The organism is Pigmentiphaga litoralis (assembly GCF_014651835.1).
Taxonomy (GTDB): Bacteria; Pseudomonadota; Gammaproteobacteria; order Burkholderiales; family Burkholderiaceae_B; genus Pigmentiphaga; species Pigmentiphaga litoralis.
Genome location: NZ_BMXQ01000001.1, coordinates 3,095,514 through 3,109,272, shown reverse-complemented (window position 1 = coordinate 3,109,272; position 13,759 = coordinate 3,095,514). Strand labels below are relative to the sequence as shown.

9 protein-coding genes are annotated in these 13,759 nt (G+C 61.2%); 5 read left to right on the top strand and 4 right to left on the bottom strand.

Going from position 1 to position 13,759, the window contains the following annotated elements; genetic code table 11:
• Positions 1 to 54 precede the first annotated feature (54 nt).
• The 5 genes from IE116_RS14090 (at position 55) to IE116_RS14070 (ending at position 7,268) form a co-directional block, all read left to right on the top strand.
• A complete protein-coding gene (locus tag IE116_RS14090) occupies positions 55 to 828 on the top strand; it encodes a Crp/Fnr family transcriptional regulator (RefSeq protein WP_229828170.1) in 774 nt (257 codons plus the stop codon).
• A gap of 151 nt (positions 829 to 979) precedes the next feature.
• Entirely contained in the window at positions 980 to 3,247 is a 2,268-nt protein-coding gene (locus IE116_RS14085) for a nitric-oxide reductase large subunit (protein WP_189613379.1), read from the top strand.
• A gap of 41 nt (positions 3,248 to 3,288) precedes the next feature.
• Positions 3,289 to 3,636: a cupin domain-containing protein gene (locus IE116_RS14080; RefSeq protein WP_189613378.1), complete on the top strand. Its 348-nt coding sequence runs from the start codon at positions 3,289 to 3,291 to the stop codon at positions 3,634 to 3,636.
• 165 nt (positions 3,637 to 3,801) lie between these two features.
• Positions 3,802 to 6,183 carry a phosphoketolase family protein gene (locus IE116_RS14075; protein ID WP_189613375.1) on the top strand — a complete coding sequence of 794 codons (2,382 nt, stop codon included), beginning with the start codon at positions 3,802 to 3,804 and terminating at the stop codon, positions 6,181 to 6,183.
• Positions 6,180 to 7,268, top strand: coding sequence for an acetate/propionate family kinase (locus IE116_RS14070; RefSeq protein WP_189613373.1), 1,089 nt, complete (start codon positions 6,180 to 6,182; stop codon positions 7,266 to 7,268). The genes IE116_RS14075 and IE116_RS14070 overlap by 4 nt, the downstream gene beginning before the upstream one ends.
• An 18-nt stretch (positions 7,269 to 7,286) precedes the next feature.
• Here the strand turns inward: IE116_RS14070 and IE116_RS14065 are convergent, their stop codons facing one another.
• From IE116_RS14065 to IE116_RS14050, 4 genes are all read right to left on the bottom strand, one after another.
• Entirely contained in the window at positions 7,287 to 8,351 is a 1,065-nt protein-coding gene (locus IE116_RS14065) for an Ldh family oxidoreductase (protein ID WP_189613372.1), read from the bottom strand.
• Positions 8,352 to 8,740: 389 nt separating this feature from the next.
• Entirely contained in the window at positions 8,741 to 10,933 is a 2,193-nt protein-coding gene (locus IE116_RS14060) for an EAL domain-containing protein (protein WP_189613370.1), read from the bottom strand.
• Between the two features lie 38 nt (positions 10,934 to 10,971).
• Positions 10,972 to 11,793: a PstS family phosphate ABC transporter substrate-binding protein gene (locus tag IE116_RS14055; protein WP_189613368.1), complete on the bottom strand. Its 822-nt coding sequence runs from the start codon at positions 11,791 to 11,793 to the stop codon at positions 10,972 to 10,974.
• Between the two features lie 204 nt (positions 11,794 to 11,997).
• The gene (locus IE116_RS14050; protein WP_189613365.1) at positions 11,998 to 13,548 is read right to left on the bottom strand and encodes a sensor domain-containing diguanylate cyclase; all 1,551 of its coding nucleotides are present in this window, start codon (positions 13,546 to 13,548) and stop codon (positions 11,998 to 12,000) included.
• Positions 13,549 to 13,759 lie beyond the last annotated feature (211 nt).

The window sequence follows — 13,759 nt, the reverse complement described above, 5'->3', positions numbered from 1 at the left end:
CCTCTGGCAATGTTGCTGCCTTCGGTATGTTCGCTGGCAGACGGTGAAGGCTGATTGAACATTGCAGAATGGGGGCCCCTGTTGCTTTGCGACCGACCTCAGAACACTGTGCCTAACTCCGACAATCTGCTTATCGCACGTCTCCCCCGTAACGACCGGGTGCGCCTCCTGTCAGCCAGCGAGCATGTCGAGATGCCGTCCGGGCTAGTGGTTGCCAGGCCGGGAAGCGCCATTGATCACGTCTACTTTCCCGAAAGCGGGCTGATTTCGATGGAGACAGTCATCGACGGCGACGTCAGGCTGGAAGTAGGGATGGTGGGACATGAAGGCATGTGGGGTGCCAATTTGGCCCAAGGCGTGGCCATTTCGTCCTTGCACGCATGTGTGAGAGAAGCGGGCGTCGCCTGGTGTGTCGACAGCGCTACCTTTCGTTCGCAACTTGCCGACAGTGCCGCGCTTCGCGGCATGCTGGGCCGCTACAGTTACGTCGTATCAACCCAGCTGGCATTGGCGATGGGATGCCAGCACTTTCACTTGCTGGGCGCGCGGCTCGCTCGGTGGATGCTGATGCGACACGATCGCGCGCACGGCGATACCTTTCTCGTGACGCAAGAGTCGCTCGGGCAATTGTTGGGGGTGCGCCGCGTCAGTGTCACAACCGAAGCCGGTGCGCTGCAGGGCGGGGGGCTGATTGCGTACAGTCGAGGCACCGTGACGGTGCTCGATCGCAAGGGACTGGAAAATGCAGCCTGCAGTTGCTATGCCATGGACCGCGACATCTACAGGCTGTTTGTTTCGAAAACAGGTCCTGCGACAGTCCTGACTTGAAGGCCTGATGGCGACGAACGTGCGGTAACGAACAGACCGGATCACCGGATCGCGTCTACAAAAAAGAACATTGCTGCCGGCTGGCTGTATTACATAAAGGAATGCGCGAAATGATGGTGGGTCGAAAAGGCAATGAACGGGAAGCAGTAGCATGAACAGCACCAGAAAACTCTGGATCGCGTTGGCGGCGCTTCTTATCGCATCCTTTGGCACCCTATTGTGGACGGGCGGAGAAATCTACCGGGCGGCACCGCCGATGCCGGAGCGGGTCGTCGCGACCGATGCCCGGGTGATATACACGCGTGCCGACATCGAATTGGGCCGTCAGGTCTGGCAGTCGATGGGCGGAATGCAGCTCGGATCGATTTGGGGGCACGGTGCCTACGTGGCGCCAGACTGGAGCGCCGACTGGCTGCACCGCGAAGCGGTAGGCATCCTGGATCTGTGGGCGCAGCGCGATGCAGGGGCGACCGGCTACGCAGCGTTGCCGGAAGAGCAGCAAACCATCCTGCAGGGCCGTCTTCAAACGCGCATCCGAAAAAATACCTTCGATTCCGCCACTCAGACAATCATGTTGAGCGCGGATCGTGCGGACGCGATTGCTAGCGTCGCGGCGCATTACCAAAGCCTGTTCGGCAATGACCCGGCAACGGCCGACTTGCGTAAAGCCTACGCAATGAAGAACGACACCGTGCCCCATGCCGACTATCGGCGCGCCTTGACTGCCTTCTTCTGGTGGACTGCGTGGGCGACCGTGACCGAGCGTCCTGGCAGCGACATTACCTATACCAACAATTGGCCAGGTGAACCGCTGGTGGGTAACACGCCTCCTGCAAGCCTGTTCCTGTGGTCGGCATTCAGCGTGGTGTTGTTGCTTGCAGGCATCGCGCTGCTCGGCTGGCACCATGCAGTGACCACGGGCCGCCACGACAAACCGCATGAGCTGCCAGTCACCGACCCGATGCGGCAGGTCGTCGTCACGCCGTCCATGAAGGCGACCGCAAAGTATTTCTGGGTACTGCTGGCAATGTTTCTGCTGCAGGTGTTGCTGGGTGCCATCACGGCGCATTATCAGATCGAAGGCCAGGAGCAATATGGCTTCAATCTGTCGGCCATTCTTCCGTACTCGCTGTCGCGCACCTGGCACACCCAGCTGGCCATCCTGTGGATCGCCACGGCGTGGTTGGCAACGGGTCTGTATATGGGGCCGGCCATCTCGGGTCACGAACCCAAATACCAACGTCTTGGCGTCAACGTGCTTCTGGCGTGTCTGCTGATCATTGTCGTGGGCGCATTCACCGGACAGTGGTTCGCGGTCATGCAGAAGCTTGGCCTGGAGTACAACTTCTGGTTCGGCCACCAGGGCTGGGAATACACCGATATCGGCCGCTTCTGGCAATGGTTCTTTTTCGTTGGCCTGATGTTGTGGTTGGTGTTGGTGGGACGGGCGTTGTGGCCGGCGCTGAGAGCCGATAACGAATCCCGATCACTCGTGGCCCTGCTTTTCCTGTCGACCGTCGCCATTGGATTGTTCTACAGCTCGGTGCTCGTATGGGGCGAGCACAGTCACCTTTCCGAAGTGGAATATTGGCGGTGGTGGCTGGTGCACTTGTGGGTTGAAGGCTTCTTTGAGGTCTTCGCTACTGCGGTGCTTGCCATCCTGTTCACCCGCTTGGGCTTGTTGCCGGCAAAGATCGCTACGGTGGCGGTGCTGTTCGCCACCATCGTGTTCATGGCCGGCGGGGTGCTCGGGACCTTGCACCACCTGTATTTCAGCGGCACGCCGACGGCAGTGATCGTATTGGGTGCGAGCTTTTCCGCGCTTGAGGTCGTGCCGCTTGCCTACATTGGCTTTGAAGCCTACGAACGCTACAAGCAAGGCCACGCGACGCCCTGGATGGCGCGCTACCGTTGGCCGGTGATGTTCTTCCTGTCGGTCGCCTTCTGGAACATCGTCGGCGCCGGCCTGCTCGGCTTCCTGATCAATCCACCGCTGTCCTTGTATTACATGCAGGGCCTGAATCTGACTCCACTGCACGCGCATACGGCGTTGTTCGGGGTGTACGGGATGCTCGGCATCGGACTCGTCCTGTTCTGCCTGCGAGGACTCAAGCCAGACCTTGTCTGGTCCGAGCGACTGCTCAAGACCAGCTTCTGGTCGTTCAACATCGGCCTGGCACTCATGGCCGCGCTGACTCTCCTGCCCATCGGTGCCTTGCAGTTGCTGGCTGCCATCGACCACGGGTATTGGTATGCACGATCGGCCGATTTCATGCAGCAACCCATCATCAAGGTGCTGGTGTGGATGCGGGTGCCCGGAGACATTCTTTTCAGCATCGGGGCGCTAACCTTTGCATGGTTCGTGGCAAGCCTGTGGCTCCGGCCCCGTCGCGACATCCTGTCGACGGCCGCGCCGTAACGCCGCGCGTCCATTTTTTTTACTGACGCAAAGGAATCACCGTGGCTCTGCATCATGCTTCTTCTGGCGAACTGATCAACGTTCGTCCTTATCGCGATGAGTTGGCGACGTCTGTCACGCGCACGCTCTACAACACCGACACGCTGAAGGTGTTTCGCGTTGTCCTGCCTGCGGGCAAGCAGGCGCCAATGCACAAGGTCGAGGGGGAGTTGACGGCTCAATGTCTGGAAGGAAGCGTCGAGTTCACTGCGGGGGATACCGTCCACGTCATGCATGAAGGCGATCTGCTGTGCCTTGCCGGCAATGTCATGCATGGCCTGAAGGCCATCGAAGACGCGTCGGTCCTCGTCACGCTTCAGCGACCTACGCAACCATCGGGTGGAGCGTGAAAACATCGCAACCACGGCCCGATTGCGCAAATCGATTGTGACAGCTGCGGGCTGATGCCCGGGCGGTCCCATCGGCCGTCCAATCCCTGTCCCTAAGTGCGATAGCGCACCGACCGAAGCGGTACATCGTGGTCTCCTGTCAGTACCGACTTTCAGGAGCCTTCCATGTCCAACCCTTTGACACCCGAGCAATTGCACCGCATGCACGCCTGGTGGCGCGCAGCGAATTACCTCTCGGTAGGTCAGATCTATCTGCGGGACAATCCGCTGCTCGCTGTCCCGCTTGTGCTTGAACACATCAAGCCGCGCCTGCTTGGGCACTGGGGTACGACACCCGGGTTGAACTTGATTTACGTGCATTTGAACAGGTTAATCAAGGCACATGAACTGGACATGTTGCTGGTGGTCGGGCCGGGCCATGGCGGGCCGGGAATCGTAGCGAACACCTACCTCGAAGGGGCCTACACGGAACGGTACCCGGCCATTGAGCGAGATCGCAGTGGTATGCGGCGCTTGTTCAGGCAGTTCTCCTGGCCCGGCGGAATCCCCAGCCACCTGGCACCGGAGACGCCAGGCTCGATCCATGAGGGTGGCGAGCTGGGCTATTCGCTGGCGCATGCGTACGGGGCGGCGTTTGACAACCCAGGGCTCATTGTTGCGTGCGTGGTCGGTGATGGGGAGGCCGAAACCGGGCCTCTTGCTGCCAGCTGGGACTCGAACAAGTTCCTGAATCCTGCGCGCGACGGCGCCGTGCTGCCCATCCTGCATCTGAACGGGTACAAGATTGCCAATCCGACGGTCATGTCGCGTATTGGCCGGCCCGCATTGTTCGAACTGATGCATGGGCACGGCTATGAACCGATCCTTGTCGAGGGAGATGACCCTGCTCATGTCCATCAAGCGATGGCGGCTGCATTGGACAAGGCGCTGGCCGAAATTTCGCGCATCCAGCAGGTTGCGCGTGTTCCCGATGCGCCGCAGCCCGCTGCGCTGCCCAGGTGGCCAATGATTATCCTGGACACCCCGAAAGGGTGGACCGGACCAAAAGAAGTCGACGGCCTGCCGGTCGAAGGCACTTGGCGCGCCCATCAGGTTCCCATCGCCAGGTTCACCGAGCCGGAACACCTGCAATTACTTGAATCGTGGCTCCGCAGCTATCGGCCGGAGGAGCTGTTCGATGAGACAGGCACATTCCGTGAAGAGTTTGCCACGCTTGCCCCGACAGGCCAGCGGCGCATGGGCCTCAATCCGCATGCGAACGGGGGGCAGTTGCTGGTGCCTCTCGTCATGCCTCGTCTGGACGAACACGCAGTCGTTGTGGGCTCGCCTGGAACCGTCACCGCAGAAGCCACCCGTGTGCTGGGATACATGCTGCGTGAGGTGATGCGATTGAACTTGCCAGCAGCAAATTTTCGAATGTTCGGCCCCGATGAGACCGCATCAAATCGCCTGGATGCCGTGTACGCCGTCTCTGGCAAAGCATGGATGGCCGAAACGGTCCCTGACGACACAAACCTCAGCGCCGACGGGCGGGTCATGGAGGTGCTGAGCGAACACCTGTGTGAAGGGTGGCTTGAAGGCTATCTGCTCACGGGGCGGCACGGCCTGCTTTCTTCCTACGAGGCGTTCATCCATCTGATCGATTCGATGTTCAATCAGCACGCCAAGTGGCTGAAGGTCAGTCGGAAGATTCCGTGGCGTGCGCCGATCGCCTCGCTCAACATTGTGCTGTCTTCGCATGTCTGGCGGCAGGATCACAACGGGCTGTCTCACCAGGACCCCGGCTTCATGGACCATGTTGCCAACAAGTCGCCTGACGTCGTGCGGATCTATCTGCCGCCGGATGCGAACAGCCTGCTGTCCGTGGCGAATCACTGCCTGCGCAGCCGCCACTACGTCAATGTCATCGTGGCAGGCAAACAGCCTTCATGGCAGTGGCTTGATATGGACGCGGCCGTCCGTCATTGTGCTGCCGGGGCGGGAATCTGGTCCTGGGCTGGCAATGAGGCTTCTGCAAACGATGCCGAACCGGACGTGGTGATGGCCTGCGCCGGTGACGTGCCGACCCTCGAGTGCCTTGCCGCCGTCATGCTGCTTCGCGAGGATATTCCCGACATTCAAATCCGCGTCGTCAATGTCGTGGATCTGCTCGCCCTGCAGTCGCCATCGGAACATCCGCACGGCCTGAGCGACCGGGATTTCGATGCGCTGTTCACCGCTGATCGCCCAGTCATCTTTGCCTTCCACGGCTATCCGTCGCTGGTGCACCGCCTGACGTATCGACGCCACAACCACGACAATATCCACGTTCGCGGTTTCAAAGAGGAGGGGACGACAACAACGCCCTTCGACATGGTGGTGCTGAACAATCTGGATCGCTACCAGTTGGCGCTGGACGCCGTGATGCGTGTGCCTCGATTGGCGGGTGAAGTGCCTCGCGCAACATCGCGATACTGGGCGCGCATCGAACGCCACAAACGCCATATTGCGGAGCACGGGGATGACCTTCCTGACGTGCGCGATTGGCGCTGGGAGGGCGTTGCATGATCGTCCTTGCGCTCAATAGTGGATCGTCCTCGTTGAAGTTCGGCGTGTATGGCGTGACGAACGACAAGGCGGACGTCTGTCTCACCGGGCAGTTGGATACGATTGAAGATCTGGCAGAACGGTTGGCGACAGCGGGCGTGCCTGCGCCGCAGGCTATAGGGCACAGAGTGGTGCACGGCGGGCCGTTGTTACGCCGCCATGTCGTCATCGACGACAGCGTGCTGCGCGACATTGAAGCTGCAATGCCCTTCGCCCGCAGGCACACGCCAGCCACGCTGGCAGTGATCATGCATACGCGCAAGGCGTTTCCAACCTTGCCGCAGGTTGCCTGCTTCGACACTGCGTTTCACGCCACGTTGCCCGACGTGGCACGTACGCTGCCAATTCCCAAGGCCTGGCGAGGCGACGGCATTCACCGCTATGGTTTCCATGGTCTGTCTTGTGAGTCGATCGTGCACCAGTTGATGCGGGAGCTGCCCGGCGGCTTACCAGACAAGGTGCTGATCGCCCATCTGGGCCATGGCTGCAGCGTCACGGCGGTCAAGGCCGGGAAGTCAGTCGACACGAGCATGGGACTCACACCGGATGGCGGCATGATCATGAGCACGCGCAGCGGCGATCTCGATCCTGGCCTAGTCATGCACCTGCTGGATGAGTGTGGCGCCAACGGTACTCGATTGCAGACGATGCTTGAGCAGCACTCAGGGCTTGCAGGTATCTCCGGGTTATCGGGCGATATGCGTCATCTGCATGCTGCCGCAGGCACCGACACCGATGCACGACTGGCCATTCTCATGTTCTGCCTTTCTGCGGCCAAGCAGCTATCCGCCATGGCCACTGCGTCGGGTGGGGTTGACCTGATTGCCTTCAGCGGTGGCATCGGCGAGAACGACGCACCGGTCCGCGCCATGATCTGCGATGCGCTGGCGTGGTTTGGTGTCAGACTGGATGACGACCGCAACGTGAGCGGGCAGGGGCGGATCAGTGCGGACGCTTCGACTTGCGCCGTGCATGTCGTGCCCTCTCGCGAAGATGAGCAAATTGCACGGCATGCAGAGCGTCTGCTGGTTCCAGCGATGGACTGAAGATCGCCTGCTGCGGTGTCAACGAGGCCAGAGGCACGCTTCCGGTGATAGGTGGTGGGCGCGTGCGCAATTGGCAAAGAGGTCCCATGCTGAGCGGGTCATCTCGAAGTGCTCTGCGCTCGCGCTCTGGTGATCCGCTTCCGGTTCACCCGGCACCATGACTCGCATCCCCGCTTCGGCAGGCGGGCAACCCGTCACATAGTCGGCAAACGCTGACCCTTCGGCGCGCTGCCAGGACGTTTGTCCGAATTTGCCCGGATCGAACAGAATGGCGAAGACGTTGTTTCGAAGGCCGCCCGTACGCGACTCTTCCGACGCGAGCGTTCCGCCGCCGCTCATGACGCCTGCGAGCAGCTCTGCCATGAATCCCAAGGCGTATCCCTTGTGCTCGCCAAACGGCAACAGCGCGCCGGGCGGAGTTCCGGTCAGGTCATTTGCATCCTGGGTCGGATTGCCAGCGCTGTCGATGAGCATGCCCTCGGGCACGGGAAGATCGGCTGCAGCCATGAGGCGGACCTTGTTTGCCGCAATGGCACTTGTCGCGTAGTCGAGCAGAAACGGCGCACGGTCTGGTGCGATAGGCATGGCAAAGCAGAGTGGGTTGGTGCTCAAGCGTGCGGTAGCGCCACCGAATGGCGCCACGAGGGCCGGCCTGCCGACCACATTGATGAATGCCAGATAGCCCAGCCCGGCATGTGCCGCCATTTCGCCGTAATGTCCCGCGCGCCCCAGGTGGTAGCTGTTCCTGACGGTCAGTATGCACAACCCTTTTTCGCGTGCGCGGGTGATGGCATGTTCCGTTGCGACTTTCACGCCATGCTGGCCATATCCTTGATGTCCGTCGAAGGCGAGCAGCATCCCTTCATCCGACATCAGTTGCGGGCGTGCATGGGCAACGAGTTGACCCGCAGCAGCGGCCGAAAGGTAGGACGGGAGGATGGACAAGCCGTGGCTTGCGTGCCCCGAGCGGTCGGCAAGGGCAAGGTGGTGCGCAACGTTGGCTGCGATGTCCGCGGGCGTGCCCGTTGCCTCAAGAATCTTTGCGGCGAGACGTTCGGCCTGGAGCGTCGATACGGTTGGCATGGTCAGATGGGTCCTGTCATAACGGGTGGATAGGACGGAGCTGCGTAGTCTTCGCCCTGCAGGTACTGCCTGGCGTGACGCTGCGCGTCGCTTGCAGCGAGCGCACCTGACGCTCGAGCTCATCGATCCTGCTCGGATAATCCATGAGGAGGGCGGCGGTGAAGACGTCACGGTCAAAGTCGACGCGCAGCTTGCTGACAACTATTGCGCGCTATCAGATTCCTGTCCGTACGGCACCGTACTTAGTCTGCAGGAAAGAAAGCCAACGTTCGACAGCACAACGCACGCGCTTAGTCAGTTTCGCTTGGGCATCAGATAAATGCGCATTCCTTTGACGCCGTAACCCCTGGCTCCGAGCACCATGTGTCGAAGTCCTTCATGGCGCTGGTCTATGTCGGCGGTGGCGCTGGCAGCGGTTGCACTGGCAGCGGTTGCGGCCGTGCCACCGCGTAGCCCTGAGCAAAGTCCACTCCCAGCGAGCGCAACTCGTCAATCACGGATTGGCTCTCGGCGTACTCTCCCACGGTTAGCAGTCCCATGATGTGACCCACACGGTTAATGGTGTCCACCATGGCGCGGTCGATGGCGTCGTTCGCGATGTTGCGGATGAAGCTGCCGTCGATCTTCAGGTAGTCCATTGGCAATGTCTTCAGGTACGCCAGCGAACTGGTACCGACGCCGAAGTCGTCGAGCGCAAACCTGAATCCCAGTGACTTCACTTTGCGCATGAATTCGGTGGCGTGGCGCATGTTGTTGATGGCCGCGGTTTCAGTAATCTCAAAACAAACCGCTCCTGGCGCTAGTTCGAACTCTTGTGCCTGTTGCTGGATGAATTCGAAGATTCCCTCGGAATTGAGCGTAGTTCCCGAAAGGTTGATAGCGCAAGTCAGCGGCGCGCCCATCTCGGCCAGCAGACCCTTGTAGCGGGAAAAGACCGAGCGGATCACCCAACGGTCGATAGCCGGCATGATGTCGTAGCGCTCTGCCGCGGGCAGGAAGCTGCCGGGCGCCACAAGCTCGCCGTCCTCGTCGATCAGGCGCAGCAGCACCTCGATGTGCCGGTCGTGAGAACTGTTCTGTCCCAGGGCTAAGTATGGCTGGTAGTAGAGCACCAGGCGATCTTCGTGAAGCGCGCTGGTCAGACGCGCGGCCCAATGCATGTCGGTACGACGCTGCGCCATATCGGCATCGCTGCGGTGATAGACGCTGACGCGGTTGCGCCCATTCTCCTTGGCGACATAACAGGCGCTATCCGCTGCCGCAAAGATTTCTGCGCGGTTGCCTGTGTCTGCGGCGATGGGCACGACCCCGATGCTGACACCCACCGTGAAGGTGCGGCCCTCCCACAGGAAGCGATGCTCTCGGACCGCTGTGAGCAGGTTGGTTGCAGTCAAGCGCGCCTGGTCCAACGAACAGTTTTCGAGCAACACACCAAACTCGTCACCTCCCAGGCGGGCCAACGTGTCGGAATCGGACAGGTGGCTCTGCAACACGCCGGCCATCTGCTTGAGCAGCGCATCGCCGGCAGCGTGGCCGCAGGTGTCATTGACGATCTTGAACTGATCCAGGTCGAGATAGCACAGTACATGGTGACGCGAAAAATTCTGTGCGCTGAGTAGCGCGGTTTCGACGCGCTTCTCGAATTCACGGCGATTGATGAGGTCGGTAAGCGCGTCGTGCGTGGCCGCCCAGGTGATGCGCTGCGCCATGCGGCGAGTGCTGCTCACGTCGCGAAAGACCATTGCACCGCCGATGATCTGGCCACCCTCGCTATGCATTGGTGCGGCTGAATCCTCGATCGCGAGCGATGTACCATCTCGGCGAACGAGTGCCACGTCCTTGCCTTCGAAGTCGATGACCCGGCCTTCGCGCATCGCCTTCTCTACCGGCGGGATCAGGGCCTCCATGGTGCTCTCGTCGATGAGGACGCAGACCTCCCCGAGAAGTCTCCCTTGTGCTTCTGCCAGCGTCCACTGCGTCAGATGCTCGGCGGTCGGGTTCATGTAGTCGATGCGCTGATCCGCGTCGGTGGTGATGACGGCGTCACCAATCGATCGCAACGTCACCCGAGCGCGCTCCTGCTGATCGAACAATGCCGTCGCGCTGCTCCTTAGGTTTTCCTCCCACCGACGCCAGGCGAACAAAACGGTCATTGCCATCACCAGCCCTGCCAGGAACACCCAGGCGGTGTGCATCGCCAGGTCGCGCCAACTTTGCCGCACACGCACCAACCCCACAGCCGTGCCGGCGTCGAAAAGAACCACCTTGCGCACCAGTACCGGCGGCCGCGGGTCATGGGTCGACTCTGCAAGTACGTTTCCGTTCAGATCGAGAACGGCAGAGTTTTCGTCGGGCATCTCCACGGGCAGGCGCACCAAAAGCTCAGTCAGGCGCAGCTCTTCGAAGCGCCACATCGTCGGATTGCGCCCGATGGCTTGGCTCACGATCTCCGCGCGTACCTGTGCCCTTACCAGCGTGGCCGCACCGGCGCTGCTCAGGCCCAGCGCCAAAAATCCCGCTGGCAGGCCGCAGGCCAACGAGATCAGGACGATCCACAGCATCGTGCAGCCGACGCGTTGCATGGTTTGCGTCGCCGCCGGCGATGTCCGTGGAGCGAGTTTCATCGGACCCAATGACCGTTCTGCGCAAGCAGCGCGCGGCCACCGGGCGAACGAATGAAGTCTACGAAGCCCTGTACTGACGGCGCGAGCGCTGCGGGCGTTACCAGGTACATGGTCTTGCTCAGGGGGTAACGGCCATCGGCGAGGGACTTCACGTCGGGCATCACGCCGTCTACAGACAGCGCCCGCATGGCGCGCTTCTCGGACAGCATCAGCGCAAGCGTGGAGGGACCGAGAGAACCGGGCACCCTCTCAATGCTGTCCGCGGTTTCCTGGTCGGTGACGGTAAAGAGCATGCCTGGGCGCTTTTCGGCAGCGTTTTTGGCTGCGCGCATTTCAGGGGACATGGCCTTGATGACTTCAGTGTCCGAGTCGCCGACAGGACGCATCACCAGTCGTACCAGGGTGCCGTCGGGCCATTTGTCGGCTCTGCCGGCGTACAGGTCGGCCAGCGCCTGAGTGGTGATGCCGACAGCCTGCGAGGCGATCGGAGTGGCAAAGATGAAGGGCGTACGGCCATATTCCGTAGCCACAAAGCCGCCCTGGGCTTCGCTGTCGAGCAGAGGTCTGGCGCTGACGCCCACCTGGATGGCGCCCGCGCGCAGCGCCTTGATTCCGCCGCTTGTGCCCAGGCTCGGTAGAACAGCGAACCTGAAATCGGGGCGCTGGCGCGAGTAAGCATCGGCCAGGATCTTCATGGTTCCCAGTGCGGCCCCGGTGCCGCCGATTCTCACTTCCTGCGCCGAGGCAGGCATGCAAGTGAGGGCCAGGAACAGGGCCGCCAGGACCGAAGGCAAAGCAACGGAGTGCAAGGGATTCATGGTGGGGAGCAGGGAGGATGGGTAGCTGGGCTTGGGGCGCAGCCGACGCGATCCAAGTTCTTTACTGGTTATCGGCACGATGGCGAAAGCCTGGAGGGCAGCGCCTCGGAAAGTGCCCGCGCCAGGCGTTGCATGATGCGCGTGCCATGGCGGCGTCGACGCTTCATGCAACGCCTGGCACGAGCACGGGACCGGGCAAACACTTCATTCATTGCAGACCATGTTTCGTCCCCTGCGCTTTGCCTCGTACAACCGGCGATCCGCGCAAACGACCAGCTCCGTCATCAGCAAGCCTGGCTGGGAAGCGGGCGTCATGGTCACGACGCCGAAACTGGCGCTTACCTGGCCCAGGGCCGAGGCCTCGTGCGCAATCTGCAGCGCCAGGATCGCCTTGCGTATGCGTTCGGCAACACCAACGGCGCCTGCATTGTCGGTACCCGGAAGGATCACCGCAAATTCTTCGCCGCCGTAGCGTGCGGCCACGTCGGCCGATCGGCTTGCCTGTTCGGACAATACGCTGCCGACGCTGCCAAGGACGACGTCACCCGCCACGTGGCCGTAGCGGTCGTTGAACTGCTTGAAAAAGTCGACGTCCAGCAGGATCAGCGACAGGCAATCCTTGTTGCGTTCCGCGCGCTTGAACTCTCGTTCCAGCGCCTCATCGAACATGAGCCGATTCGGCAAGCCCGTCAGTTTGTCCGTATGGGCCAGGACCTGCAGCCCGATATTGTTCTTCTCCAGATCGTCGGAGTGCGCGCGCAGCTTTTGATCGAGCCGGTCCCTGACTGCAAACTGTTCCATGAGCTTGACTGCAAGAAGCGCGAACATGCCGCAGATCAGCACGACGGCAGCAGCGATAAGGATGCTCGACCCCTGCCATTGGCTCAGCAATTCGTCCTTGGTTTGGCCGACGGCCACGATGACCGGGAAGCGGTCCACCCGGCGGTAGCTGTACAGGCGTTCGATCCTGTCGATGTTTGCAATCAAGACCGACGAGCCGCTTGATCGCATCGCCAACGCCTGCATGACAGGCCCTTGCGAAATGTTGGTGCCAATGAGCTGTTCGTCGAAGGGTCGGCGGTACAGCAAGGTGCCGTCGCTCAGAGCGACCAACACGGTGCCGGTTTCGCCGACGTTGAGCTCGTCATAGATACGTTCAAAGAAGTTGACTCGAAGCGTCACCAACGCGACGCCACCGAAGCTGCCATCGGGTCGGTTGATACGGCGCGATACCGGAATGACCCAGACATTCGTCGACCTGCTTTTCACAGGTGACCCGACATGCACCCCGCGATCAGCGTTGTTCTGGTGGTAGCGAAAATAGTCCCGGTCTGAGTTGTTCCCCTTGACCGGACGGCTCAGGGAAGTGGCGAGCCAGGACCCATCCGATCCGTACACAAACAGCCCATGCAGTTCCGGGCTCGTGGTCGCCACATTCACCAGATGCGTTTCCAGGCGCTTCAGGGCCGCAGCACCGGTGCCACCGATTTCCACTCTTTCAGAAAGATCGGTCAGGGCAAAGCTGGCGGTCTTGAGGGTCAGCTCGACCTGCACTGCGATCATCCGCGCGATATTGGTAGTGGCTACCTGGGCGTCTTTAAGCTGCGCGGCGCGAGCGGACAGGATGAACGAGGCCGCCGATCCGATGACAAGCAGGCATGCCAGCGCCGTGATCAGAAAGACAAGACGGGTGGCCGGGCGCTTTCTGCTGAGGTTGAGCAGATAGCCATTCGCGGCGGGGGCTGATGCGTTCAATGCAGGGCGAGCCTTTGACAAGGTTCACCACGGTACCCGAACCTGCCGAAGTCACAACCGGTGGCGCGCCATGTTGTCGTGCCGGGCCAACGTCCTCTGCGCCGGAGTCGCCAGGCACGGCGACGTGTCGGAACCCTTCATTGTCAAACGGCAGGGCGCTTTTCGCGGTGGCGCTGGAGTGTTGACGCGGCAACACAAAGAGTTACCGACT